The 24,323-nt window shown below is 70.5% G+C and carries 24 protein-coding genes; 10 read left to right on the top strand and 14 right to left on the bottom strand.

Going from position 1 to position 24,323, the window contains the following annotated elements; genetic code table 11:
• Positions 1-6 precede the first annotated feature (6 nt).
• The 9 genes from HDA39_RS37935 to HDA39_RS37975 form a co-directional block, all read right to left on the bottom strand.
• A complete protein-coding gene (locus HDA39_RS37935) occupies positions 7-681 on the bottom strand; it encodes a DUF6390 family protein (RefSeq protein ID WP_184803609.1) in 675 nt (224 codons plus the stop codon).
• Entirely contained in the window at positions 681-896 is a 216-nt protein-coding gene (locus HDA39_RS37940) for a HypC/HybG/HupF family hydrogenase formation chaperone (protein WP_184803611.1), read from the bottom strand. Before HDA39_RS37940 ends, HDA39_RS37935 begins: the two co-directional genes overlap by 1 nt.
• Entirely contained in the window at positions 896-1,366 is a 471-nt protein-coding gene (locus HDA39_RS37945) for a hydrogenase maturation protease (RefSeq protein WP_184803613.1), read from the bottom strand. Before HDA39_RS37945 ends, HDA39_RS37940 begins: the two co-directional genes overlap by 1 nt.
• On the bottom strand, positions 1,363-2,640 hold the full coding sequence (locus HDA39_RS37950; RefSeq protein ID WP_184803615.1) for a hypothetical protein: 1,278 nt from the start codon (positions 2,638-2,640) through the stop codon (positions 1,363-1,365). Before HDA39_RS37950 ends, HDA39_RS37945 begins: the two co-directional genes overlap by 4 nt.
• Positions 2,637-3,269 carry a DUF6084 family protein gene (locus HDA39_RS37955; RefSeq protein WP_184803617.1) on the bottom strand — a complete coding sequence of 211 codons (633 nt, stop codon included), beginning with the start codon at positions 3,267-3,269 and terminating at the stop codon, positions 2,637-2,639. The genes HDA39_RS37950 and HDA39_RS37955 overlap by 4 nt, the downstream gene beginning before the upstream one ends.
• On the bottom strand, positions 3,262-3,867 hold the full coding sequence (locus HDA39_RS37960) for a DUF5947 family protein (protein WP_184803619.1): 606 nt from the start codon (positions 3,865-3,867) through the stop codon (positions 3,262-3,264). Before HDA39_RS37960 ends, HDA39_RS37955 begins: the two co-directional genes overlap by 8 nt.
• 182 nt (positions 3,868-4,049) lie before the next feature.
• Positions 4,050-4,904 (bottom strand): NifU family protein, encoded by an 855-nt coding sequence (locus tag HDA39_RS37965; protein WP_184803621.1) that lies wholly within the window; start codon positions 4,902-4,904, stop codon positions 4,050-4,052.
• Position 4,905: 1 nt separating this feature from the next.
• Positions 4,906-6,717, bottom strand: a complete 1,812-nt coding sequence (locus tag HDA39_RS37970; protein ID WP_184803622.1) for a nickel-dependent hydrogenase large subunit — start codon at positions 6,715-6,717, stop codon at positions 4,906-4,908.
• The gene (locus tag HDA39_RS37975) at positions 6,714-7,790 is read right to left on the bottom strand and encodes an NADH-quinone oxidoreductase subunit B family protein (protein WP_184803625.1); all 1,077 of its coding nucleotides are present in this window, start codon (positions 7,788-7,790) and stop codon (positions 6,714-6,716) included. The genes HDA39_RS37970 and HDA39_RS37975 overlap by 4 nt, the downstream gene beginning before the upstream one ends.
• A gap of 238 nt (positions 7,791-8,028) precedes the next feature.
• On the opposite strand from HDA39_RS37975, the gene HDA39_RS37980 reads away from it, so the two are divergent.
• The 7 genes from HDA39_RS37980 (at position 8,029) to HDA39_RS38010 (ending at position 15,911) form a co-directional block, all read left to right on the top strand.
• Complete coding sequence (locus HDA39_RS37980; RefSeq protein WP_184803627.1) at positions 8,029-8,532, top strand: helix-turn-helix domain-containing protein; 504 nt, start codon at positions 8,029-8,031, stop codon at positions 8,530-8,532.
• 189 nt (positions 8,533-8,721) lie between these two features.
• Positions 8,722-10,983: a carbamoyltransferase HypF gene (hypF, locus tag HDA39_RS37985; RefSeq protein WP_337926145.1), complete on the top strand. Its 2,262-nt coding sequence runs from the start codon at positions 8,722-8,724 to the stop codon at positions 10,981-10,983.
• 17 nt (positions 10,984-11,000) lie between these two features.
• On the top strand, positions 11,001-11,285 hold the full coding sequence (locus tag HDA39_RS37990) for a HypC/HybG/HupF family hydrogenase formation chaperone (RefSeq protein WP_202893246.1): 285 nt from the start codon (positions 11,001-11,003) through the stop codon (positions 11,283-11,285).
• Positions 11,282-12,397, top strand: a complete 1,116-nt coding sequence (gene hypD, locus HDA39_RS37995; RefSeq protein WP_184803631.1) for a hydrogenase formation protein HypD — start codon at positions 11,282-11,284, stop codon at positions 12,395-12,397. The genes HDA39_RS37990 and hypD overlap by 4 nt, the downstream gene beginning before the upstream one ends.
• Positions 12,390-13,472 (top strand): hydrogenase expression/formation protein HypE, encoded by a 1,083-nt coding sequence (gene hypE, locus HDA39_RS38000; RefSeq protein WP_238356257.1) that lies wholly within the window; start codon positions 12,390-12,392, stop codon positions 13,470-13,472. The genes hypD and hypE overlap by 8 nt, the downstream gene beginning before the upstream one ends.
• Positions 13,473-13,511: 39 nt before the next feature.
• Positions 13,512-14,660: a glycosyltransferase 87 family protein gene (locus HDA39_RS38005; RefSeq protein ID WP_337926060.1), complete on the top strand. Its 1,149-nt coding sequence runs from the start codon at positions 13,512-13,514 to the stop codon at positions 14,658-14,660.
• Between the two features lie 36 nt (positions 14,661-14,696).
• Positions 14,697-15,911 (top strand): glycosyltransferase 87 family protein, encoded by a 1,215-nt coding sequence (locus HDA39_RS38010; protein WP_184803633.1) that lies wholly within the window; start codon positions 14,697-14,699, stop codon positions 15,909-15,911.
• A 56-nt stretch (positions 15,912-15,967) separates the two neighbouring features.
• Here the strand turns inward: HDA39_RS38010 and hypB are convergent, their stop codons facing one another.
• Positions 15,968-16,780 (bottom strand): hydrogenase nickel incorporation protein HypB, encoded by an 813-nt coding sequence (gene hypB, locus HDA39_RS38015; RefSeq protein ID WP_184803635.1) that lies wholly within the window; start codon positions 16,778-16,780, stop codon positions 15,968-15,970.
• Position 16,781: 1 nt separating this feature from the next.
• Positions 16,782-17,111, bottom strand: coding sequence for a hydrogenase maturation nickel metallochaperone HypA/HybF (locus HDA39_RS38020; protein ID WP_184803637.1), 330 nt, complete (start codon positions 17,109-17,111; stop codon positions 16,782-16,784).
• A 315-nt stretch (positions 17,112-17,426) separates the two neighbouring features.
• On the opposite strand from HDA39_RS38020, the gene HDA39_RS38025 reads away from it, so the two are divergent.
• A complete protein-coding gene (locus HDA39_RS38025) occupies positions 17,427-18,602 on the top strand; it encodes an IS30 family transposase (protein ID WP_184805761.1) in 1,176 nt (391 codons plus the stop codon).
• 69 nt (positions 18,603-18,671) lie between these two features.
• Here the strand turns inward: HDA39_RS38025 and HDA39_RS38030 are convergent, their stop codons facing one another.
• The 3 genes from HDA39_RS38030 to HDA39_RS38040 all read right to left on the bottom strand — a co-directional run bounded on the left by HDA39_RS38030 (position 18,672) and on the right by HDA39_RS38040 (position 21,898).
• Positions 18,672-19,508 carry a hypothetical protein gene (locus HDA39_RS38030; RefSeq protein WP_184803639.1) on the bottom strand — a complete coding sequence of 279 codons (837 nt, stop codon included), beginning with the start codon at positions 19,506-19,508 and terminating at the stop codon, positions 18,672-18,674.
• An 85-nt stretch (positions 19,509-19,593) separates the two neighbouring features.
• On the bottom strand, positions 19,594-20,076 hold the full coding sequence (locus tag HDA39_RS38035) for a winged helix-turn-helix transcriptional regulator (RefSeq protein ID WP_184803641.1): 483 nt from the start codon (positions 20,074-20,076) through the stop codon (positions 19,594-19,596).
• Between the two features lie 721 nt (positions 20,077-20,797).
• Positions 20,798-21,898 (bottom strand): Clp protease N-terminal domain-containing protein, encoded by a 1,101-nt coding sequence (locus tag HDA39_RS38040; protein WP_184803643.1) that lies wholly within the window; start codon positions 21,896-21,898, stop codon positions 20,798-20,800.
• Between the two features lie 154 nt (positions 21,899-22,052).
• On the opposite strand from HDA39_RS38040, the gene HDA39_RS38045 reads away from it, so the two are divergent.
• Both HDA39_RS38045 and HDA39_RS38050 read left to right on the top strand, forming a co-directional pair.
• Positions 22,053-23,636 carry a sensor histidine kinase gene (locus tag HDA39_RS38045; protein WP_184803645.1) on the top strand — a complete coding sequence of 528 codons (1,584 nt, stop codon included), beginning with the start codon at positions 22,053-22,055 and terminating at the stop codon, positions 23,634-23,636.
• Positions 23,637-23,640: 4 nt separating this feature from the next.
• On the top strand, positions 23,641-24,288 hold the full coding sequence (locus tag HDA39_RS38050; RefSeq protein WP_184803646.1) for a response regulator: 648 nt from the start codon (positions 23,641-23,643) through the stop codon (positions 24,286-24,288).
• Positions 24,289-24,323 lie beyond the last annotated feature (35 nt).

The raw sequence follows: 24,323 nt of genomic DNA on the forward strand, positions 1-24,323 counted from the left end.
GACCTCTCATCCAAGGGTGAGTCCGGTGTTGGCGATCGTCAGGTGGTACGCCGACCAACCGCGCAGCGCGGTCAGCTGCTCGGCCGTGAGCCGGTCGCACACCCACTGCCAGTGCAGCGAGACCCACTCACCGGGCGCGAGCGGGTCGAGCAGGTCGTGCCGCCGGACGGTCTCCCGGCGAAGGGGGCCAAGGGCAAGGACCTGTCCGCTCCAGGTCAGCGGCCGCGACTCGACCACCACCTCCGAACCGGTGTCGGCGACCACCCGGCCCCACCGGATCCGGCACTGGTCGAGCACGTGCAGCGCCTGTCCACTCGCGCGCCCGTCGCCGAGCAACGCGACCCACGGATACACGCAGAACACCTGGTAGCTGTGGTGCGGCCGCCCACCCGCTGCGAACATCGCGCCCAGATCGTCGAGCAGCGGACTGCCGATCCAGTACGCCTCCACCACCCGCTGGTCGAGCGGATCGTCGAGCCCGGCCGCACGGGCGATGAGCTGCAAGCACGGCCACGCACTCTCGAACTGCCGGGCCAGATCGCGCACCTCGTCCACAGCGCCCCGAACGGACGAGGTGATCAGCGCCCCCGCGTCGTCCGGTCCGCAGTACCCGAGCAGGTTCGGCGCCATCGCGTACCGGACGAACAGCAGCGGCCCGGCGGCGGTCGTCGCGGTGATCATCACTCGCCGCCGAAGAACGCCAAGGCATCGGCGGCCCGCTCGGCCGTCATCCGCTCCAGCGCGAACCCGCTGTGGATCAAGATGTACTCACCCGGTACGAACGGCCCGTCCAGCAGCGCCAGATTGATCTCCCGCAGCACGCCGGCCACCTCGACCTGCCCGAGGTCGAAACCCTCGACGGTGCTGACGATCCGGCCCGGGATTCCGAGGCACATTACGGCGACACCCGCTCGGCAACGACCAGGTCGGTCACCAGGCGGGCCGCGGTCTCCACCGCGCCCTGTACCGCCGGCGTCAGCCCGATCCCCGCCCCCAGCTCGGCGGGCTCGCACCCGACCACGACGACCCGTCCCAACGTCCCACCCAACCGCGGCACCAGGGCCAGCACCGCGTCCGGCCCGAGATCGTGCGCGTCCATCGCGACCTCGTCCTCCGGTACGGCGCCCGGCTCGGCCTCCATCACGTACACCGTGCCCGGCACCTCACCCCGCTGGACGACGTCCACCAGCACGACCAGCTGGTACGGCTCCAGCAGCTGGTACGCCAAGTGGATCCCGCGGATCCCGAAGTCCCGCACCTCGACCCCATCCGGCCACGACCGCCGCGCCAGCACCTCGATCACCGACACCCCGAACGCGTCGTCGGTGCAGAACACGTTCCCCAACCCCGCGATCAGCACCTTCATCCCGCACCCACCAAAGGCTCCAGCTCGTCCGGCGCGAAGTACAAGTACCGCCCGTGCGACCGCTGCACCTCACCCTCCTCACCGTCCAGCGCCACCGCGACATGCGTCTGCCCGTCGACATCGGCCAGTACGGCGACCACCGTCCCCACCCGGTCCGCGAGGAACATGTCCTGCGCGTCCGCCCGCCGGATCCCCGGCCGCAGCCGCACCCGTACGCCGTTGCCCACGGCAACCCCGCCGACCTGCACCGTGTCGGTCTCCGGCGACACCGTGGCGTCGTTGCCCGGATCCCACCACGGAACCTCCGCCGGCTCCGGCGTTGTGACCTCCCGGACGTACCGCAACGTCCCGTGCAGCCGGTCGAGCAGCTCCTGCGGCATCGCGTCCACCCGGTGGAGCATCGCCGCGGCCCGCGGGTCGGTCCCGCGCACCTCACGTTTCTCCTCGTCGGTCAGCGTCATCGTCCGCAGACTGAGGATCTCGTCGATCTCGGTCGCGTCGAACAGGTCGCCCTGGCTCTCCGGCGCGATCCGCGGGTGGTCGTACAGGATGATCGGCGACGACAGCACGAGGTCACCGGCGAGCACCGGGAAGATCCCGACGTTCTCGCACGCCGCGACATACCCGGTCGCCCACTCCGGCGGCTCCAGCAACGACAGGAACCGCGCTCCCTCCGCGGCGATCAGCACGTGATGAGCGATCAGCGCCCGCTGCAGGGCACCAGCTCTTTCGCGATCGCCGTCAGCACTGGTGTTCTCGACGCGCAGCCTGAGCCGGCAGACGCCGTACGGTCCGGGCAGCTCAGAAACACTCAGGTCGACGACCCCGGCCAACGGCTCGCGGGTCCGGCGAAGCTGCCCGACGCCCAGATCCTCGGAGATGCTCCCACCCGGGATCGAGAACCCCTTCCGCAGCGGAAGGTCCGGCAGCCGCACCACGAAGTCCACGCTCTGCTCGACCGCCTCGTCCCACGGCACGTACGTCGCGTCCGCAGTCTCCAGCGCCTCGACTTCACCTCCCGCGGCGTCCAGGACCGTCCGACGCTGCGCCTGCAGGAACCGCAGCCGGACCGTCACCACAGCCTCCGACCCGTCCAGCAGGCAGTCGGTCTGCGACCACGACCGTTCCGACGGATCCGCGTACCCAGGCGGCATCAGGACGCCGAACTGCCAGCGCACCCGGTTCTTCCCGTCCGACGCCCGGTACGGGTACAGCACGTACCCCTCGAACAGCACCGCGTCTGCGACCTGCTGCACCCCGTCGAAGCGGTTCATCCCAGCTTCTCCTTCAGCAGCCGCTCGATCGCGTCGTCCCAGCCCGGCAGCGCCTCCCGCGCCCGGTAGTCGTACAGCTTGTCGAAGGTCTCGCGCCGCAGCCGCAACCACGCGGCCCCCGGGAAGTGCTGGTCCATCGCCGCCCGCCACACCGGCACCGGCAGCGCGTACGACGTCTCCTTCTGCCATGCGACCGGGGTCACCGACAACGTCCCCGGCCGCCCGGTGAAGATCGTCCCGTTGAAGAGCAGCAGCAGCGGTACGCCGCCCTCGCGCAGCGCGTACAGGTACTTGTGCGCGGCGACGTCGAAGTCGTAGCTGCACGGCAGCGCCAGGTCGACGTCGGCCGACCCGGTGAACCCGGCCACCATCTGCGTCACGAACGCCAGCTGCAACGGCTTCAGCGTCTCGCCCCACCGCGCCCGTTCCCCGAACAGGTCCGCGAGCGCCTCGCCCTCCGTGTCGTCGTACCGGCGTCGGATCGGCTCGATCCGGATCTGGCAGCGCAGCGCGAGCGCGTGCACCGGCGTCCCGGTCGTCTCGGTGATGCGCAGGTGCAACTGGATCGTCGGCGTCGCGGCGTACCGGTCGGCATCGGCCCCCAGGCAGGTGAACTCGAGATCAACCACGGCACTTCTCCGCGACTCCGGCGAAGAACGCGTCGATCTGCTGCCAGACCTCCTCGCCGCCGGCGAACCCTTCCCAGTACTGCCGGACCAGCCCGACGAGCTCGTAGCAGGCGTCGATCGGCACCAGGTAGCAGACGAACCCGTCGTCCAACCGCCGCAGCAGCACAGCCTCGACATCCGGTACGAGCCCGGCCAGCAGCGGATCTCCCGCCACGACCTCCGCCCAGCTCGCCAGATCGAGCAGCGACTCGGTGGCCCCGCCGGGACTCGGGTAGAACGCGACGTGCCGCCCTTGATCGGTCTGCTGGAACAGGAACGCCAGGTCGACCGGGATGCCCAGCGCCTCCCACTGCGCCGGGGTCATCGCGAAGTCCACGTCGTGCCGGTAGTTCTCCGGTACGGCGCGGTAGTGCCCGCGCGACGCCGCCTCGACGTCGAACAGCAGGTAGCACGGGCGGCACGTGCACAGCAGCCGATGATCCGGTACGTCGGCCACATGCGGGTGCACGGGCCCGATCGGGACCGTGCACATCTCGCACTGCTCACCCGGCGCGAGCTGCGCCCGGACCCCGCCGGTGAACCCTCGAAGAACCGCCACGGGATCCACCCCCGCCCCGGCGCTCAACCCTGCCCCGGCTGGGGCGTCCACGCCGGCCCCGGTCCGGGCCCCCGCCCCGACCCCGGCGTCCATCCCCGCCCCGGCCCCGGCGTCCGCCCCGAGAGCCGGCCGGGCGGGACGTGGCTTCGGTCGGGCGAGGGCTCTCAGGGTCGAGGACGGTCTCACGCGGGTTGCCTCCCCGGGATGGCGACCTTCCACTCGACCCCGTCCGGCAGCAGCGGCATCGCCTCGAGCGGTGGGGCGCCGACCGGTGCCAGCGCACGACCGGCCAGGCGTACGTCGTACTGGGCGGTGCAGCGCGGGCAGGTGAGCAGGTCACCCTCGAGCCGGCCGTGCTGCAGGACCGACGAGCAGACCGGGCAACTGTTGCGGTAGGCAAAGAACGTGCCGGCCAGGTTGGCGACCAGCAGCTCGAGCTCGGCGACCACGAGCTTCTGCACCTGCCCGGGCGCCGTGACGAGCGTGACCGGGTGCCAGCCCTCGGACTGCGGCCGGAACGGCTCGATCGTCAGCAGCGTCTGCCGCGGTTTGGTCTCGACCATTCCCTCCACCGCGACGGCGACGGCCTCGGGCGCGGCGTCGAGCACCGCGTTCTCCACGGTCAGCCGGACCGTCGCGGTGGAACCGGGACATCCGTCGCAGCTGCCCTGCAGGCGCAGCTGCACCACGCCGTCGTCGTCGATGCCGAGGTAGTCGATGCCGCCGGCATGCGAACCGAGGTACGGGCGGACGCTGTCCAGCGCGTGCTGGATCCGCGTCGCCACGTCGTCGGGGTGGAGGTCGTGCAGCAGCAGCAGGCCCGCGACCAGGTCGTCCTCGAGCACGCTCCGGACCTGCGGTTCGTCCAGCCGCGCCAGTAGTTGCTGGAGGCCCGCGCCGTGCAGCGCCAGCACCGCTCGGACCAGCTCCTCGACCTTGGCCGTGATCTCGGGTTCGGCGCGCCGCTGGACCTCGTCCAGCAGCACGTCGATCCGCTCGCTCAGTTCCTGGACGTCGCGACCGTTGGACGTTGCCATGTCAGTACGGCTTCACCGCGAGGGTGGGCGAGTGCAGATGAGTCTTCTCCCGCCCGTTGCCGACGAACATGTGTACGCCGCACGGCAGGCACGGGTCGAAGCTGCGGACCGCCCGCATGATGTCGATCCCCTTGAACCGCTCCGGCGGGTTCTCCTCGAAGATCGGCGTGTTCTGGACCGCGTCCTCGTACGGGCCCGGGGTGCCGTAGCTGTCCCGGACGCTGCCGTTCCACGGGGTCGGTGGGTACGGGTGGTAGTTCGCGATCTTGCCGTCGCGGATCACCATGTGGTGCGACAGCACGCCGCGGACCGCCTCGGTGAAGCCGCACGAGATCGCGTCGCTCGGAACCTTGAACGGCGTCCAGGTCTCGGTCCGGCCGGCCCGCACCTCGGCCATCGCCTTCTCGCAGAAGTGCAGCGCGAGCGCGGCGGCGTACGCCTGGAAGTAGGTCCGCGCGCGGTTGCGCTCCAGCGCGTTGCTCCAGCGCGGGATCTTCCACTCGTACTCCGTGGCCGGCTTCAGCGCGGTCCGGGGCAGCTGGATCTTCACGCTTTGCCCGGTGGCCTGCACGTAGTCGGTGTTCACCAGGCCGGACAGCGCGGTCGACCAGAGCCGGGCGAGCGGTCCGCCCCCGGTGTCGAGCGCGAGGTGGTCGGTGCCGTCGAACCAGCGGGGCGACATCGTCCAGCTGTAGGCGCCGGCGAAGTCGCGCTTCTGCGGCTTGGGGATCGTGTGCTGGTTCCACGGGTGCCGGACGTCGATCGGGTTGCCCAGCGGGTCCTTGTCGACGAACTTCTCGTGACCGCCGCCGGCCCAGTCGTCGTAGAACGAGCTGCCGAGCAGGATCCGCAGGCCGAGGTTGATGTCGACCAGGTTGTTGGTGACCAGCTTGCCGTCCACCACGATCCCGGGGGTGACGAACATCCGTTTGCCCCAGGCGTCCATCGTCTTGTAGTCGAAGTCGCAGATCGCCGGGTCCTGCAGACTGCCCCAGCAGCCGAGCAGGACCCGCCGCTCGCCGACGTGCTCGTAGCCGGGCAGCGCCTCGTAGAAGAAGTCGAACAGGTCGTCGTGCAACGGCACGACCTTCTTCATGAACTCGATGTAGCGCATCAGCCGGGTCAGGTAGTCGGTGAACAGCTGGATCGTCGCCACCGTGCCCACCCCGCCGGGGTACAGCGTGGAGGGGTGCACGTGCCGGCCCTCCATCAGGCAGAACATCTCGCGGGTGTAGCGGCTGACGTGCAGCGCCTCGCGGTAGAAGTCGCCCTCCAGCGGGTTCAGCGACCGCATGATGTCGCCGATCGTCTTGTAGCCGTGGTCGCCGGCGTGCGGCGCCTCGGTCCGGTTCGCCAGTTCCAGGACGCCGGGGTTGGTCTCCTTGACCATCCGCTCGCAGTAGTCCACCCCGACCAGGTTCTCCTGGAAGATGTTGTGGTCGAACATGTACTCCGCGGCCTCGCCCAGGTTGACGATCCACTCGCCCAAATGCGGCGGCGCGACGCCGTACGCCATGTTCTGCGCGTAGACCGAGCAGGTGGCGTGGTTGTCGCCGCAGATGCCGCAGATCCGGCTGGTGATGAAGTGCGCGTCGCGCGGGTCCTTGCCCTTCATGAAGATGCTGTAGCCGCGGAAGATCGACGACGTGCTGTGGCACTGCTCGACGGTCTTGGACTTGAAGTTGACGTTCGCGTAGATGCCGAGGCTGCCGACGATCCGGGTGATCGGGTCCCAGGCCATCTCGACGACATCGGAGCTCTTGCCGGCATCGGGTTCCAGGTGCTGGCCGATCTTCGGTTCGGTGGTGGTCATGGCTGCCGCACCTTCTCGTAGCCGGTGGTCAGGTTCGGGCCCGTGTGCCGCCACTTGGGCTCTTTGTTCTTCTGGTGCTGGGAGATCTTGCGCAGCCGCCGGATGACGGTGCCGTAGACCGTGCTGGCCGCGGTCGAGATCCGGGCGCCGGTCGGCTCGTCCATGAACGGCATGAACTTGTCCGGGAAGCCGGGCATCGTGCAGGCGATACAGATCCCGCCCACGTTCGGGCAGCCGCCGACGCCGTTGATCCAGCCGCGCTTCGGGACGTTGCAGTTGACCACCGGTCCCCAGCAGCCCAGCTTCACCAGGCACTTGGGGGAGCCGTACTCCTTGGCGAAGTCGCCCTGCTCGTAGTACCCGGCGCGGTCGCAGCCCTCGTGCACGGTCGCGCCGAACAGCCACTGCGGCCGCAGCTCGGCGTCCAGCGGGATCATCGGTGCCTGACCGGCCACCTGGTAGAGCAGGTAGACCAACGTCTCCGACAGGTTGTCAGGATGGATCGGACAGCCGGGCACACAGACGATCGGCAGGCCCGCCTTCGACTTCCAGCTCCAGCCCAGGTAGTCCGGCACCCCCATCGCGCCGGTCGGGTTGCCCGCCATCGCGTGGATCCCGCCGTACGCCGCACAGGTGCCGACGGCAACGACCGCCGTGGCCTTCGGCGCCAGCCGGTCCAGCCACTCCGACGTCTTCATCGGCTGACCGGTGGCCGGGTTGTTGCCGAAGCCGGCCCAGTACCCGTCGGTCTTGATCGCCTCGTTCGGGATCGAGCCCTCGACGACCAGGACGAACGGCTCCAGTTCACCGCGGTCGGCCTTGTGCCACCACTCGATGAAGTTGTCCGCGCCGGTCTCCGGGCCGCACTCGAAGTCGATCAGCGGCCAGTGCACCGCGATCTTCGGCAGTCCCGGCAACGCCCCGAGCACGATCTCCTCGATGCTGGGCTGGGTCGCCGCGGTGAGCGCGACGGAGTCGCCGTCGCAGCTCAGGCCACCGTTCATCCAGAGGATGTGCACGACACCCTCGTCGGCCTCCTGCTGCGCCTGCTCGGGTTCCAGGGTCGTCGACATCGTCCGGGCCTCCTCGTCACAGGGAGTTCCCTTCGGAGGCTACGTCGCGACCGGGCACCGGGACAGACACTTGTGTCGGATATTAATGGCATTGTCGGGAAATCCCGGATTCCACGATTCCGCGACATTCCTCGAGTATTAGGTAAGCCTAAGCTAGGTGATTTCCCGGAGCGCGTCGACCAGGGGTGGCGCGAGGGCTACGGTTGAGCATCGGATCACCCCTGAGAGCCGTGCACAAATGTCTGACCTCCCGCCGGGCGACACCGACCACGGCCTGTTCGTCGCGCCGGTGGTGGTCGTCTCCCACACCTTCCCGGCCCGGCCGGGTGCGCTGCCGGACGCGGAGCTGTTCGTCCGCGAGGCGCTGCAACCGGTCGTCCTGGAGCAGGTCGAGAGCGCAGCGCTGTACGACGCGATCACCACGGCGTTGCTGGCCGCCGCGGGCCCGGACAACGGCGCTTTCGACGTCACCGTGCGGATCTTCCCCGACGGCGTGGAGGTCGAGGTGCTGCACGGCGCGACCCGGCCGTGGCTCGGGGCGTCGCCGCGGGTGGGGGACAAGCCGTTCGCCAGCTGGCTGGAGTCCGTGCTGGCCCGGCAGGGCCTCTCGCAGGAGGCCGCCGCGCAGCGGGCCGGGGTCTCGGTCCGCACGATCAGCCGGTGGCTGCGCGGTGACACCGAGCCCAGGCTGCGCGACCTGCGCCGGGTGCACGCGGTGTTCGGGCCGCCGCCGGCCGGATAACGGACCCCGGCCTTTCCGAATTGTCCCTCTGGTGCCCACGCCGGGTCCGGGTCTAGGCTTCGGAAAGAGTCCGTCGATGACCGATTTCGCCATCTGCGATCGGCCTGCACCAGACATTCCTGACAATTCCATCGGCAGGTGGTGGGTGCCACGGCTGCTCAGGGTTCCCGTTTCCGGGTCCGGATCACCGTGTCCGGCGTGGTTCAGGGCGTCGGCTTCCGGCCGTTCGTGTACGCCTTGGCCCGCGAGCTCGGGCTGTCCGGACAGGTGGCGAACACGGCGGCCGGTGTGGTCGCCGAGGTCGAGGGCGCGCCGGAGGCGGTGCGAACCTTCAGGCGCCGGATCGGGACGGACGCGCCGCCGTTGGCCGTGGTGGAGTCGGTGGCGTGGGAGGAGGTGCCGGCCCGCGGTGGCACTGTCTTCGTCATCCGGGACTCGACCCGCGGGGCGGGCCGTACGCTGGTTTCGCCGGATGTTGCTCAGTGCAACGACTGTGCGGCCGAGCAGGACGATCCGGCGGACCGCCGGTACCGGCACCCGTTCGTCACCTGCACGAACTGCGGGCCGCGCTTCACGATCGTCACCGGCCTGCCGTACGACCGCACCGCCACCACGATGGCCGGGTTTCCGCTCTGCCCGGACTGCGCGCGCGAGTACGCCGACCCGGCCGATCGCAGGTTCCACGCGCAACCGATCGCCTGCCCGGCCTGCGGGCCGCGGCTCAGCTTCTCGCGTCCGGGCGCCGGGCCGTCGTACGACGAGAACGCGCTGGCCGCGGCCCATCGGGTGCTGACCGGCGGCGGGATCCTCGCGGTCAAAGGGATCGGGGGATTCCACCTCGTCTGCGACGCGGGTGACTCGGCGGCTGTGGGGATGCTGCGCAAACGCAAGGACCGTGGCGACAAGCCGTTCGCGGTGATGGCCGCGGACCTGGAGACCGCGCGGCAGATCGCGGTGATCGGGCCGGCCGAGGAGGCGTCGCTCACCGGGCACCAGCGCCCGATCGTGCTGCTGCGCCGTACCGTGTGCTCCGCGGTCGTCGCGGAGGTCGCGCCGGGCAACCCGGACCTGGGTGTGATGCTGCCGTACACGCCGCTGCACCGGCTGCTCTTCGACCAGCCCGGGCCGACCGTGCTCGTGATGACCAGCGGGAACGTCTCCGGCGAACCGATCGTGATCGACGACGCCGAGGCGCTGGACCGCCTGGCACCGCTGGCGGACGCGTGGCTCGGGCACGACCGGCCGATCCACGTGCCGTGCGACGACTCCGTCGTCCGCGTGGTGGACGAGCTGGAGCTGCCCGTACGGCGCTCGCGCGGCTATGCGCCGTTCCCGGTCGCGCTGCCGTTCCCGGTGCGGCAAGTGCTGGCCGTTGGTGGAGACCTGAAGAACACCTTCGCCGTGGCCGGTGGGCGGTACGCGTGGTTGTCGGGACACGTCGGGGACATGGACGACCTCGCGACGCTGGCCGCCTTCGAGCGGGCCGAACGGCATCTCGAGGAGCTGACCGGCGTACGGCCGGAGGTGCTGGTGGCGGACAAGCATCCGGCGTACCGGTCGCGGCAGTGGGCACAGTTGCACGCCGACGGGCGGCCGGTGGTCGGCGTACAGCATCATCACGCGCACCTGGCGTCGGTGCTGGCCGAGCACGGGTACGACGGTGGGCCGGTGATCGGCTTCGCCTTCGACGGGACCGGGTACGGCGACGACGGCGCGGTCTGGGGCGGTGAGGTGCTGCTGGCCGACTACGACGGGTTCGAGCGGTACGCGCACCTGGCGTACGTTCCCTTGCCCGGTGGCGATGCGGGGGTCCGGAACCCGTGCCGGATGGCCTTGGCGCATTTGCACGCGGCCGGCATCGAGTGGGATCGGCGGCTGCCGGCGGTGCAAGCCTGTACGGGAGACGAACTGGATCGCCTCGAGCGGCAGCTCGACCGGAACCTGGCGTGCGCGCCGACGTCGAGCATGGGCCGGCTGTTCGACGCGGTGTCGTCGCTGGCCGGGGTGTGCCACCGCGCCGGGTACGAGGCGCAGGCGGCGATCGAGCTGGAAGGCGTTTCCGCGGTAGCGCCGTTCGGCAAGGCCTACGGTTTCCGTTGGGCAGAAGGGCTGATCGACCCGGCGCCGGTGCTCGCGGCCGTCGTGCGGGATGTTGTCGACGGAGTGCCGCCGACGGTGATCGGGGCACGGTTCCACCAAGGCTTGGTCGAGGTGATGGTGGAGGTCGCCGAGCAGGCCCGGGCCGCGCGCGGGCTGTCGACGGTCGCGCTGTCCGGCGGGGTGTTCGTCAACCAATTGTTGCTTTCAGCAAGTAGCCGGGCGCTGCGCGCGGCCGGCTTCGCCGTACTGCGGCACCGGCGGGTCCCGCCGACCGATGCCGGGATCGCACTCGGTCAGCTGGCCGTCGCGGCCCGCGTCCCCGTACCGAAGGAGGAAACAGCATGTGTCTAGCGGTTCCGGGACGGGTCGTGGAGATCCGGGAAGAGGACGGCACGCGGATGGGGATGGTGGACTTCGGCGGTGTGCTGAAGGACGTCTGCCTGGCCTACCTGCCCGACCTGGAGGTCGGCGAGTACACGATCGTGCACGTCGGGTTCGCGTTGCAGCGCCTCGACGAGGAGTCGGCGCGGCAGTCGCTGGCGCTGTACCGGCAGCTGGGCGCGCTGGAGGAGGAGTTCGGGGACCACTGGGGACTCGCGGCGCAGCAGGCCGGCGAACGGCGGCCGCCGGGGACAGAGGAGACGATGACATGAAGTACTTGGCCGAGTTCAGCGATCCGGTGCTGGCGAAGAAGCTGGTCGACCAGATCCATGCGACCGTCACGAAGCCGTGGGCGATGATGGAGGTCTGCGGCGGGCAGACCCACACGATCGTCCGGCACGGGATCGACCAGCTGCTGCCGGACGGCGTCGAGATGATCCACGGGCCGGGCTGCCCGGTCTGCGTGACGCCGCTGGAGATCATCGACAAGGCGCTGGAGATCGCGTCCCAGCCCGGCGTCGTCTTCTGCTCGTTCGGGGACATGCTGCGGGTGCCGGGCAGCGGCCGCGACCTGTTCCGGATCAAGAGCGAGGGCGGTGACGTCCGGGTGGTCTACTCGCCGCTGGACGCGCTGCGGATCGCGAAGGAGAACCCGGATCGTGAGGTGGTGTTCTTCGGGATCGGCTTCGAGACGACGGCGCCGCCGAACGCGATGACGGTGTACCAGGCCAGGAAGCAGGACATCGCGAACTTCAGCCTGCTGGTCTCGCACGTCCGGGTGCCGCCGGCGATCTCCGCGATCATGGAGTCGCCGAACTGCCGGGTCCAGGCGTTCCTCGCGGCCGGGCACGTGTGCAGCGTGATGGGAGTCTCGGAGTACCCGCCGCTGGCCGCGAAGTACCAGGTGCCGATCGTCGTCACCGGGTTCGAGCCGCTGGACATCCTGGCCGGGATCCTGCGCACGGTGACGCAGCTGGAGCGCGGTGAGCACGTGGTCGAGAACGCGTACCGGCGGGCGGTCACCGACGAGGGCAACACGGCCGCCCAGGCGATGCTCTCCGACGTGTTCGAGACGACGGACCGCGCCTGGCGGGGGATCGGGATGATCCCGCGGAGCGGCTGGCGGCTGTCCGAGCGGTACCGCGCGTACGACGCCGAGTACCGGTTCCAGGTCCGGGACATCGACACCGAGGAGTCGAAGGTCTGCCGCAGCGGCGAGGTGCTGCAGGGACACATCAAACCGCACGAGTGCGAGGCGTTCGGAACGCTCTGTACGCCGAGGAACCCGCTGGGAGCGACGATGGTCTCGAGCGAGGGCGCCTGTGCGGCGTACTACCTCTACCGGCGGCTGCAGACGCCCGAGGTGGTGAGTTCCGTTGGCTGAGCAGGTGATGCTTCCCGATCCCGCCCGGCCGAACTTCGACGGGTGGACCTGCCCGCTGCCGTTGCGCGACCACCCGGCCGTGGTGATGGGACACGGTGGCGGTGGGCAACTGTCGGCCGAGCTGATCGAGCACCTCTTCGTCCCGGCCTTCGCGAACCCGTTGCTCGAGGGCATGGCGGACTCCGCCGTGGTCACGCTCGGCGGCGCGCGGCTCGCGTTCTCGACCGACTCGTTCGTCGTGCAGCCGCTGTTCTTCCCCGGCGGCAGCATCGGCGACCTCGCGGTCAACGGCACGGTCAACGATCTGGCCATGTCGGGCGCGCAGGCGGCGTACCTGTCCTGCGGGTTCATCCTGGAGGAAGGCGTCGAGCTGTCCGTGGTCGGCCGGATCGCGGCCGACCTCGGGACGGCGGCGCGCCGGGCCGGCGTCATCGTCGCGACCGGTGACACCAAGGTGGTCGACTCCGGCCACGGCGACGGCGTCTACGTGAACACCGCCGGGATCGGTCTGGTCCCCGACGGCGTCGACATCCGCCCGCAGCGCGCCGTACCGGGTGACGTGGTGATCGTCAGCGGCATGATCGGCGTGCACGGCATCGCGATCATGAGCGTGCGCGAGGGCGTCTCGTTCGGCACCGAGGTGGTCAGCGACTGTGCTCCGCTGAACGGCCTGGTCGCCGCGATGCTCGACGTCACGCTCGACCTGCACGTCCTGCGCGACCCGACCCGCGGTGGAGTCGCCACCTCGCTCAACGAGATCGCCAAGGCCGCCGGCGTCGGCATCGAGCTGACCGAGAGCCTGCTCCCGATCCCCGAGACCGTTGCCAACGCCTGCGCCTTCCTCGGCCTCGACCCCCTGTACGTCGCCAACGAGGGCAAGCTGCTGGCCGTCGTCGCCCCGGAGGACGCCGACGCCGTCCTGGCCGCGCTCCAGGCCCACCCGCTGGGCGTCGACGCGGCCGTCATCGGCGAGTGCGTGCCGGACCACCCCGGCATGGTCGTCACCCGCACCACCTTCGGCGCCACCCGCGTCGTCGACACCCCGATCGGAGAACAGCTGCCCCGCATCTGCTGAGTCCGAGGCGTCACCCGGTCCGGCGGTATCGTTCCCACCGTGCGGGGGAACTGGCGGTGGGTCGCGGCGATGGTCGTGTGTGTTGCCGCGTGCATCGTTCTGCCGTTGCTGTGGCGGCACGCGATGGTGGACCTGAAGGTCTACCGGCTCGGTGGCTCGACCCTGCTGGACAATGCCAAAGCCCTGTACGACGTACGCCTGGCCGGTACTCCGCTGCCGTTCACCTACCCGCCGTTCGCGGCGGTGGTGATGGTGCCGTTCGCGCTGGTGCCGTGGCCTGCTGCCGCGGTGGGATGGACCGCGATCACACTGGTTGCGCTCGTCGCGGTCTGGCGGCTCTGCGTTTCGTTGCCGTCGGCAGCGATGCTCGGAGTGGTTGCCGCGTCCCTGTTGTTGGAGCCGGTCCGGGAAACGCTCGGTTTCGGGCAGATCAACCTGATGCTCTGCGCCCTGATCCTGTACGACGTGCTGAACACCAAGCACTCCCGGCGCGGGATCTGGATCGGCATCGCCGCCGGCATCAAGCTCACGCCGCTGGTGTTCTTCGGCCTGCTCGTCGTCACCCGGCAGTGGAAGGCCCTGGCCTACGCGACCGCCGGGTTCGCCGCGACCGTGCTGATCGGCTTCGCCGTCACGCCGCGCGCGGCTGCGACGTACTGGACCTCGCTGGTCTCCGACGCCACGCGGGTCGGCGGACTCGCCTTCTCCAGTAACCAGTCCTGGAACGGCTTCCTCGTCAGGGTCCAGGGCGACCTCGACGGCGGCGGCCCGGTCTGGCTCGTCCTCGTGGCGCTGACCGCCCTCGCCGGCCTCTACTTCTGCCGGATCCTCTGGGACCAAGGCGACCGGCTCGCCGCCGTCTCCGTCTGCGGTCTCCTCGGCCTGCTCTGCTCGCCGGTCTCCTGGAGCCACCACTGGGTCTGGTGCATCCCGCTCGGTGTCGCTGTCCTGCAGCGACTGCCCGGCCGGCTGAAGGTTGCCTTCGGCATCTTGTGGTGCACGGTCTTCGCGGCCGCGCCGATCTGGTGGCCGCCGAACCACGAGAATCGCGAACTGGAGTGGACTTTCTCGGAACAACTGGCCGGCAACGCCTATCTGATAGCGGCGACTCTGGCTGTTGTTGCTCTTGTCACCTATTCGGTGAAAAGTTCCCGACACGCCGTGACATCAAGCTGCCAGTCGGTCTAGGCCGGTCTGACCCCTTCGTCCTGTCACGCTCGGCGGGTGATTCAGGGGATCCTGGGGGACCCGGTCAAGCGCCGCTGGTGGCTGACCGTGGGAGTTTGTGTTGCCGTCGGCATCCTTTTGCCGTTCGTCTGGGACCACACCGGCGCGGACCTGAAGGTCTACCGGCTCGGCGGTTCGATGGTGCTCGACGACCCGGCCTCGCTGTACGCGGCCCGGATGCGCGACATCACGATGCCGTTCACCTACCCGCTGTTCGGTGCGATGGTGATGGTCCCGGTCGCGGTGATGCCCTGGCCGGTCGCGTACGGCGTGTCGATCACGGTCTCGCTGTTCGCGATCGTGGTGATCTGGCGGCTGTGCCTGCGCCGCCTCCCGCCGGCGAGCTCGTGGGGCCCGGCCGGGCTGATCGCCGTCAGCGCCGCGTCGCTGCTGATCGAACCGGTCCGCGAGACCCTGTCGTACGGACAGATCAACCTGATCCTCTGTGCGCTGATCCTGTACGACGTACTGGAGGTCCGCCGGCCGCGCCGGGGGATCTGGATCGGGATCGCGGCCGGCATCAAGCTCACGCCGCTGGTGTTCTTCGGGATGCTCGTCGTCACCCGGCAGTGGCGCGCGCTCGCGCACGCGTCGGCGGCGTTCGCCGTGACCGTGCTGGCCGGGTTCCTGATCGCGCCGTCGGCAGCGTGGGAGTACTGGACCAAGCTGCTGTCCGACACCGCCCGGATCGGCGGGCTGGCCTACTCGGGCAACCAGTCCTGGAACGGATTCCTGATCCGCGTCACCGGCGACATGGACGGCGGCGGCCTGGCCTGGAAGGCTGTCGTCCTGCTGACGGTCGTCGCCGGACTGTGGCTGACCCGCGCGCTGTGGCTGCGCGGTGAGCGGCTCGGCGCCACCGCGATCGCGGGCATGATCAGCCTGCTCTGCTCGCCCGTCTCGTGGAGCCACCACTGGGTCTGGATGATCCCGCTCGGCGTCGCGCTGCTCACCGGCACGCGGGTCGGCCGGCGGTTCCCGGTGCAGACCGCGGCGGCCTGGTTCGGCCTGCTGATGCTCGCGCCGATCTGGTGGGTCCCACGCCGCGGCAACCGCGAACTCGACTGGAACATGCTGGAACAGGTCGCGGGCAACGCCTACCTGTGGCTCGCCCTCACCGCGGGTCTCCTGCTGGCCGCCGGCGGCCGCACACGAACGATGCCTGCAGCGACCACCATCCGCGAGGACGCGCCCACCCACCCCCGACTTTGAGCACTCACCAGTCATGGTGAGCGTCGAATCGTGGCCGGTGGGTGCACAAAGTGGCGTTAGAGGGCGTCCAGCCAGTCGTACCAGGTTGGCATGCCGGTGCCCTTCGTGGCCGAGACCTGCAGGACCCGCGCGCCAGGGCGGACCTCGTCGATCAGGCGCAGGCACAGGTCGACGTCGAAGTCGACGTACGGGAGCAGATCGACCTTGTTCAGCAGGACGAGGTCGGCGGTGCGGAACATGTACGGGTACTTGGCCGGTTTGTCGGCGCCCTCGGTGACCGAGATGATCACCACCCGCGCGGCCTCGCCGAGATCGAACAGCGCCGGGCAGACCAGGTTGCCGACGTTCTCGACGAACACCAGCGCGCCGTCCGGCGGCTCCAGCCGGGTCAGTCCGGAGGCGAGCATCCGCGCGTCCAGGTGACAGCCGGCGCCGGTGTTGATCTGGACGACCTTGCTGCCGGTCGCACGGATCCGCTCGGCGTCGTACAGGGTCTCCTGGTCGCCCTCGACGACCAGCGCCGGGCGGCGGCCGCCGATCGCACGGATGGTGTGCTCCAGCACGGTGGTCTTGCCGGAGCCGGGTGAGCTCATCAGGTTCACCGCGGCGATGCCGTGCTCCTGCAGGCGGTGCCGGTTGGCGGCCGCGAGCGCGTCGTTCCTGGCGAGGATCTCCTGCTCGAGCACGACGGTCCTGGTCTCCGGGGCGGTCAGCTCCTCGGTGTGCCCGTGCCCGTGCCCGTGCCCATGTCCATGTCCATGGCCGTGATCGTGGCCGTGCCCGTGCTCGTCGTCGTGCTGGTGGTCGTGCACGACGGTCAGCCGGGTCCCGGCACCGTCCGGCTGACCGCAACCGCAGGTGCTGCACATGTCAGGGCACCTCCACCGAGATGATTCTCAGCTGCTCGCCACTGAGGATGTCGAGGTCCGCGCTGCCGCACGGGCACAGGAGGATCGGCTCGTCGAGGCCGAACTCGTCACCACAGTTTCGACAGTACGCCCGCCCCGGCGGCTCGTCGATGTCCAGCCGGGCGTCCTGCAGGCCGGTGCCCTGAGCGACCACCTCGAAGCAGAACCGGACCGAGTCGGCCACCACGCCGGACAGCTTGCCGATCTCCAGCCGTACGGCGGCGACCGGTCCGTCGCCGATCTTCTCGACGATCGCATCGACAACGCTCTCCGTGATGGCGAGCTCGTGCATCTCTCGACGCTAGGCGCGTCCGCCGCCCACGGCAAGACAACGGCCCCCGGGAGCAGGGCAGGTTCTAACGATCCCCGCAACACCCTGGATTTTCAGGGAGTTGTGGGGATCGTGGTTTCTGGGGAGTTGAGGGCGAGGTTCTTCGAGGTGCTGGATCGTGAGGGCGGCAGTATTTCGGGTGCTGCTCGGGTGGTTGGGGTGAGTCGTGCGACGGCGTACGGGTGGGCTCGGCGGGCTGGTGTGCGTGGTCGTGGGAAGACGGGCACGGCCGGGCATCCGGGGCGGTCGGAGTACGACCGGTTGCGTGCGGGCGGGGTGCGGCGCCGCGATGCGGCACGGCAGGTCGGGGTGCATGAGCGTACTGCGCAGGACTGGGACCGGGGGGTCCGCAAGATCGGTGACGCGCGCCTGCACACTGATGGTCGCCGGATCGACTACAAGACCGGTGTGACCACCATTGCTGTTGCGGCAGGGCCGTGTCTTGCGGCCGTCGAGGCCGAGCTGCATGCTCGGTTCCTCACGGTGACCGAGCGGGAGTTGATCGCTGATCTGCGTCGCCGGGGCGATTCGCTGCGGGCGATCGGGCGGGCGCTGGGCCGGTCGGCGTCCACGGTCAAACGCGAGATCGACGCCCGTTCGGTCGAGGGCGTCTACCGGCCGCACCGGGCGCAGCGGGCCTGGGCAGCCAGTCGTGCACGGCCCAAGGAATCGATGCTGGCCCAGGAGGGCCGGCTGCGCGGCTACGTCGCGGGCAAGCTGCGGGAGCAGTGGTCACCTGAGCAGATCTGTCAGGCTCTGGTCATGGAGTTCCCCGACGACGAGGGCATGCGGGTGAGCCCGGAGACGATCTACCAGGCGATCTATGTCCAGGCCCGTGGTGGGCTGCGCCGCGAGGTCACGGTCGCGCTGCGCACCGGGCGCACCCGCCGCAAACCCCGCCGCAGGCCCGAGCAGCGCACGCCCCGGTTCGTCGACGAGATGGTGATGATCTCCGAACGCCCTGCAGACGTCGAGGACCGGGCGGTTCCTGGCCACTGGGAAGGCGATCTGATCGTCGGCACCCGCAACGAGTCCGCGATCGTGACCCTGGTCGAACGCTCGACCCGCTACGTCATGCTCGGGCACCTGCCCGGCGGGCACACCGCCGAAGAGGTCCGCGACGTGCTGGTGGTCTTGATCCAGACCCTGCCCGCACATTTACGTGGCTCGCTGACCTGGGACCAGGGTTGCGAGATGGCCGCCCACAAGCAGTTCACCGTGGCAACCGGCGTTCCGGTCTACTTCTGCGACCCGCACTCGCCCTGGCAAAGGGGATCGAACGAAAACACCAACGGCCTGCTACGCCAGTACTTCCCCAAGGGCACCGACCTGTCCGCCCACAGTCCCGAAGACCTCGAACACGTCGCCCAGAAACTCAACGGCCGACCACGCAAAACGCTCGACTGGAAAACCCCAGCCGAGCGCCTGCGTGATCTACTGACAACCACATAAAACCATCAGGTGTTGCGAGGACCCCGAGAATCTGCCCAGTGCTCCCAGGGGCCGTCGGTGGTGCTTGGCTCAGAAGTCGAAGCCGCCGAAGTCGCCGAAGTCGCCGCCGCCCATGTCGCCGCCGCCCGGGTCCTCGCTGAAGTCGAAGCCGCCGCCGTCGCCACCGTCGCCGCCCATGTCGCCGCCGCCGTCACCGCCCTCGAAGCCGCCGCCGGCCATGTCGCCGTAGCCGCCGCCGGCGAACATGCCGCCGAGCATGGTGCCGATGAACATGCCGGTCATCACGCCACCCAGCGCGCCGAACATGCCCTGCGCGTACGGCGCGTACGCCGGTCCGGCCTGCCAGTACGGAACGCGCTGCGGGCCGACCATCACCTTGCGGATGTCCGGGTCGGCGCCGGCGCGGACCCGCTCGGCGTCCGCGGCGCAGGCCGGGACCTCGCGCGGCGCTCCGCCGGCCGGGGCCCACGTGACGTCCTCGACGGACGGGCCGTGCTGGGGGTTGAAGAAGCAGGACGGGCGGCGCTGCGGGAGCGGCTCGTTGTTGACCCGGGCGCGCACGCAGGCCATCGCGTACCGGCCGTCCTCGAGGATCTCGATCACGTGCTTGATCTGGTCCGCCGCCGTGACCTGGGCGACCGCCGACTTGGCCGACTCGTAGGAGTCCAGTGCGCGCTGGTAGTCCTGCCGGGCGCCGTCGCCGAGGTCCTTGCCGACCATGTCCAGGTCGAGGTCCTGCAGCTCCTCGCCGAACTTGGTGATGTCCTCGTCCGCGGTGCGCTTGACCGACTCGAGCTCCGCCGACGTCACTTCGTCCCGCTGCTTGGTCTGCAGCTGGGTCCGGCGGTAGGAGCGGTAAGCCAGCACTGCGATCACGACCACCGCGATCAGCAGAATCAGTTCCATGACGTGCCTTCCTCGACGTGCCCTTGAAGGGTGCGGTAGGACGAGCGTACCGAGTCGGTCCAATTTCCCCTGCGTGAACAGGTGTTCACCGTTCTTCGTAGCGTTCCCGCATCGCGCGGCTCGCCGCCGGGCCGGAGGTGAACACGTAGCGTGGCCCGTCCACCGGCTGCCCGGTGGCACGATCGACCAGCACCGGCTCGACCTCTTCGCCGGTCTCGGAGTCGACCAGGATCATCGTCCGCTCGGCCGGCGCGAGCCGCTCGTTGCCCCACGCCGCCAGCGCGACGATCACCGGCCGGAGCGACCGGCCCAGCTCGGTGAGCACGTACTCGTACCGGGCCGGACGCTCCTGGTACTGACGGCGTTCCAGCAGCCCGTCGTCCACGAGCGTTTTGAGTCGCGTGGTCAGCATGCTCGAGGAGATCTTCAGATTCCGCTCGAACTCGTCGAACCGGGTGAACCCGTCGAAGGCGTCGTGGAGGATCAGCAACGTCCACCACTCGCCGACATGCCGCACGGTCGTCGACAACGGGCAGGAGAGATCCTCGAGCCGGAACTGGTTCCGCATCCACACCCCTCACTTCGATTTCCGAAGCCAGTCTAGGCGGGGAGGAGGACCGGCCGGGCGGCGCCGCGTGTAGGTCGGGGTACGAGGGCGGCGCCGCGGGAGTCGGGCTGGCGGGGCGGCGCCGCGGCGAGGACGGTACGGCGGGGCGGCGGCGGGGGTCAGTCGGTACGGCGGGGCGGCGGCGCGGATCAGTCGGGGTGCAGGGCGGTGCCGTGGGGAGTTGGGGCCGGCGGCCCGGCGGCCCGGCGTCGCGGGTGAGTCGGGGTACGAGGGGCGGCGCCGCGGGCAAGCCGGGTTGGCGGGGCGGTGCCGCGGCGAGGACGGTACGGCGGAGCGTCGCCGCAGATCAGTCGGGGTACAGGGCGGTGCCGCGGGCAGTTGGGCCGGCGGCGGCGTGGATCGGTCGGGGTGCAGGGCGGTGCCGCGGGGAGTTTGGCCCGGCGGCCCAGCGGCCCAGCGGCCCGGCGTCGCGGCGTCGCGGGTAAGTCGGGTACGAGGGCGGTGCCGCAGGATCTCGTGCCGGCGGCCCGGCGTCGCGGGTCAGTCGGGCTCGAGGCGCGGCGCCGTCGGGGAGTCGGGCTGGCGGGGCGGCATCGCGGGTCAGCCGGGATACAGGGGCGGGCGCCGCGGGAGAGTCGGGCTGGCGGGGCGGCGCCGCGGATCAGTCGGGGTACGGGGCGGCGCCGCGGGGAGCTAGGCCGGGCGGGGCGGGTCGGCCGGGCTACGGGCGCGGTGCCGTGGGGGATGCGGGTCTGTGGATGCCGGCGGCCGTCAGTAGGGCGGCGACCGGGCCGTTCTGCTCCTCCAGCAGAGCCGCGGCCAGGTGCGCGGTGCCGATCTCGGGTGCGTTCTCGTCGGAGGCGATCAGGCGGGCGCGGGTGCGGGCCTGACGGGCCGAGCTGTGGACCGGGAACGGGCGCTCGAACGGTTGCGGAGGGTCGACCGCCGCGGCGGCGAGCAACCTGCTGAGGACGATCCCCTCAGCGGCCAGCGTCGCGGCGCCGGTGTCTGCGGGGGTTCCTTCGTCGCGACCGGCCTGGAGCAGGAGTCGGTCGAGGGACAGGACGCCGAGCAGGAGGTCGGCGGAGTCGATCTCGCCGCGGCCGCGGCGTAGGGCCTGACGCCTAGCTTCTGCTGCCGCGCCGAACAGCATCGGTGTCTCGCTGCCTCGCATCCACTTCGCCAGCCGGCCGGTGAGGCCGCCGGGGAAGCTGCCGGTTCTACGCAGTACGTCGTGCGCTGCTGCCGCAGGTGAGGTGCCGGCCGAGAGATCGAGAGCCGCGGCGACGGCCGCCCGGTCGACGCGTCGCAGGCGGAGCGCCTCGACCGCACGGCAACCGGGGAGATCGAGCAACGCGGCGAGGAAGTGCGAGGAGGTGACGACTTGCCCGCCAGCGTGAACAACCGCACCACTCAGACACGCCCGCAACGCAGGCGTAGCAGCCGCCGCCGCGATCGCCCGCTTCTTCCGCCCCCAATCCGCCTCCCGCAGCACGGCGGCCACCAGGTGCTCCACATCCGCACTCGCACCCGTATCCGCATCGGCGGCCATGCCCGCGGTCGTCCGAGGCTTGCCGGCCGGCGCAGCCGGGTCCGCGTTGTCGGTGCTGATCCAGTCGGGTGGGTCTTGGGCCGCGAGGGTGCCCATCAGGGCGCCGGCGTCGTTCAGGCGGGGGGCCAGGGCCTTGGCGGTCGGGGTTTCGGCGTCCAGGAGGGCGAACAGCAGGTGTTCGGTCCCGGTTGTGGGGTGGCCGAGCCGGGCCGCGCGGGCCAGTGCTCGGGACAACATGCGGACTGCCTCGGTCGTGTGGTCGATCTCCATGTCTCGAAGCTAGTCAGCTCGCCGCCTCCGTCGCGCCTGCCGATCGGCTCGTATCATGGCCGATCGGACAGCAGCGCGAGCCGATCGGCACTGTCGTCCGCCGCGACCGGCCCGAAGAATCGTCCAGGCCAGCCGACCGACGATGGAGAACTTGATGCCGACGGCCCCCAAACTCTCCGCGCTCCGGACCGAACTGCGCACGGCGGTCTCCGAGCTCCGGCACGCCGCTCCCCGCGTTGTCTCCGAGTTCAGGAGAGCCGCTCCCCGTGCTGTTGCCGAGCTCAGGAGCACCGTCCCCAACGCTGTCGCCGAGGTCCGGCGCGCCGGACCCAACGCTGTCGCCGAGGTCCGGCGCGCCGGACCCAACGCTGTCGCCGAGCTCCGGCGCGCCGGCCCCCGTGCTCTCGCCGAGCTGAAGGGCACGCCCCGTGCCGTCGTGGTGCGCGAGACCTTGCTAGTATTGCTCGTCGCCGGGACCGGGCTGGTTCCGATCGCGCTCGGTGGTCCCGACCCGATCCGGACCGTCGTCGCCGCTCTGGCCGCCGGTGTGTTGTTGCTGCTGCGGTTCCGCTGGCCCTTGTGGGCATTGCTCGGTACGGCGCTGCTCTGCCTTCTCCCCGCTCTCTCGCCCGTGCTGAGCGCGTCGATCATCGCGTTCACCGCCGGCCGACGCTCCCGCCCGCTGTGGCGACTGTGGACTGTCGTCACAGCGGCGACGGTTGTCACCTTCGGCACCAGCCTCTGGTCAGAAGGGGAGGACCCCACCCCGGGCCTGCTCGCCCTCGGCGCGGTGATGTCGGCGCTCCTGATCGGCGTACCGGCACTGGCCGGTGTCCTGCTCGGCTACCGGCGCCCCGAGACCCGACTGCTCCGCGACCGCAACGACTACCTCGAACGCTCGCGCACCCTGGTCGGAGCCCAGGCCCGGGCCGTCGAGCGGACCCGTATCGCGGGGGAGATGCACGACCTGCTCGGTCACCGGCTCAGCCTGATCTCCTTGCACGCGGGCGCGCTGGAACTTGCCGTGGGCAAGGACGCGCCCCAGCTGACGGCCCAGGCGGAGCTGCTGCGGACCACCGCGAGTACGGCGCTCGACGAGCTGCGGCAGATCCTCGGCCTGCTCCGGGTCTCGGCCGGACCGGCCGGCGACCTGCCCGATGGGCTCGGCACGCACACCGGCACCCGCGCCGACCTCGCCGCCCTGGTGGAGGAGTCGCGGCGCGCGGGGGTCCACGTCGAGCTGGTCTGGAACGGCGCCGATCTCGCGGAGGCCGATCCCCGCACCCGGTACGCCGTGCACCGGGCGGTCCGCGAGGGCCTGACGAACGTCCACCGGCACGCCCCCGGCGCGCACGCCGTGGTCGACGTACTCCGGATCGACGAGCGGATCCGGGTCACCATCTCCAACGGACCGGGCGCCGCGGCGCAACGCGCCGTACCGGGCACCCGTCGCGGCCTGGCCGGGCTGGACGAACGCATCTGTCTGCTGGGCGGCTCGATCGCGGCGGGCCCGACCCGGACCGGTGGATTCGCGCTGACCGTCGATCTGCCCGTGCACCCCGCCGGTCTGCTGCCCGAACCCGACCTCCCCGCTCCTGGTCCCGAGCCCACGGTGATCGACGACGCGGAGGTTCTCACGCTGCCCAGGCTGCTCGGGACGGGCTGCCTGGCGCTGGTCCTCGCGGTCCCGGTCGTCCTCGCGCTGGTGATTCTGGTGGTCGCCTTCGTCGTAAGGTAGGCCGGTGATCCGGGTCCTGCTGGCCGACGACGAGGCGTTGCTGCGCGCGGGCGTCCGGATGATCCTCGAGCACGCGCCCGACGTCGAGGTGGTGGCCGAGGTCCCCGACGGTGTCGCGGCCGTCCGCGCCTGCCGCGAGCAGGCCGTCGACGTCGCGCTGCTGGACCTGCGGATGCCGGGCGGCGACGGACTGACCGCGGCGGCCGAGATCGCCCGTCGGTTCCCGGACACCAACGTCGTGGTGCTGACGACGTTCGGCGAGGACCGGTACGTCGCGGAGGCGCTCGCCGCCGGCGCGGTCGGCTTCCTGCTGAAGGACATCGGGCCGGCCGACCTGATCCACGCGGTCCAGGTCGCCGCCCGCGGTGAGTCGATCCTGGCGCCCTCGATCGTCCGCAGACTGGTCGAACGCCACCTGGTCTCGGCCGAGCACGGCAACGCGGCCGCGCGGCTGGCGCCCCTCACCCCGACCGAGCGCGACGTACTGCGGCAGGTCGGCACCGGCGCGTCGAACGCCGACATCGCCGCCGCGCTCTATCTCGGGGTCGGCACGGTGAAGGCGCACATCAGCCGGATCCTCACCAAGCTCGGCTGCGAGAACCGCGTCCAGGCCGCGATCCTCGCCCACGAAGCCGGCTTGCTCGCCGACTGAGCCCGGCGCGCGCGGACACGCCACGCAGGGTGACG

Origin of the sequence: Kribbella italica, assembly GCF_014205135.1 — a bacterium.
Lineage (GTDB): Bacteria > Actinomycetota > Actinomycetes > Propionibacteriales > Kribbellaceae > Kribbella > Kribbella italica.

Excerpts from the sequence above, each read along its gene's own strand:
- HDA39_RS37945 (WP_184803613.1), bottom strand. The coding sequence starts at position 1,366 with ATGAAGGTGCTGATCGCGGGGTTGGGGAACGTGTTCTGCACCGACGAC.
- HDA39_RS37970 (WP_184803622.1), bottom strand. The coding sequence starts at position 6,717 with ATGACCACCACCGAACCGAAGATCGGCCAGCACCTGGAACCCGATGCC.
- hypD (WP_184803631.1), top strand. The coding sequence starts at position 11,282 with ATGAAGTACTTGGCCGAGTTCAGCGATCCGGTGCTGGCGAAGAAGCTG.
- HDA39_RS37940 (WP_184803611.1), bottom strand. The coding sequence starts at position 896 with ATGTGCCTCGGAATCCCGGGCCGGATCGTCAGCACCGTCGAGGGTTTC.
- HDA39_RS38040 (WP_184803643.1), bottom strand. The coding sequence starts at position 21,898 with ATGGAGATCGACCACACGACCGAGGCAGTCCGCATGTTGTCCCGAGCA.
- HDA39_RS37950 (WP_184803615.1), bottom strand. The coding sequence starts at position 2,640 with ATGAACCGCTTCGACGGGGTGCAGCAGGTCGCAGACGCGGTGCTGTTC.
- hypB (WP_184803635.1), bottom strand. The coding sequence starts at position 16,780 with ATGTGCAGCACCTGCGGTTGCGGTCAGCCGGACGGTGCCGGGACCCGG.
- HDA39_RS37975 (WP_184803625.1), bottom strand. The coding sequence starts at position 7,790 with ATGTCGACGACCCTGGAACCCGAGCAGGCGCAGCAGGAGGCCGACGAG.
- HDA39_RS38020 (WP_184803637.1), bottom strand. The coding sequence starts at position 17,111 with ATGCACGAGCTCGCCATCACGGAGAGCGTTGTCGATGCGATCGTCGAG.
- HDA39_RS38045 (WP_184803645.1), top strand. The coding sequence starts at position 22,053 with ATGCCGACGGCCCCCAAACTCTCCGCGCTCCGGACCGAACTGCGCACG.
- HDA39_RS38035 (WP_184803641.1), bottom strand. The coding sequence starts at position 20,076 with ATGCGGAACCAGTTCCGGCTCGAGGATCTCTCCTGCCCGTTGTCGACG.
- HDA39_RS37935 (WP_184803609.1), bottom strand. The coding sequence starts at position 681 with ATGATCACCGCGACGACCGCCGCCGGGCCGCTGCTGTTCGTCCGGTAC.
- HDA39_RS37965 (WP_184803621.1), bottom strand. The coding sequence starts at position 4,904 with ATGGCAACGTCCAACGGTCGCGACGTCCAGGAACTGAGCGAGCGGATC.
- HDA39_RS38030 (WP_184803639.1), bottom strand. The coding sequence starts at position 19,508 with ATGGAACTGATTCTGCTGATCGCGGTGGTCGTGATCGCAGTGCTGGCT.
- HDA39_RS37980 (WP_184803627.1), top strand. The coding sequence starts at position 8,029 with ATGTCTGACCTCCCGCCGGGCGACACCGACCACGGCCTGTTCGTCGCG.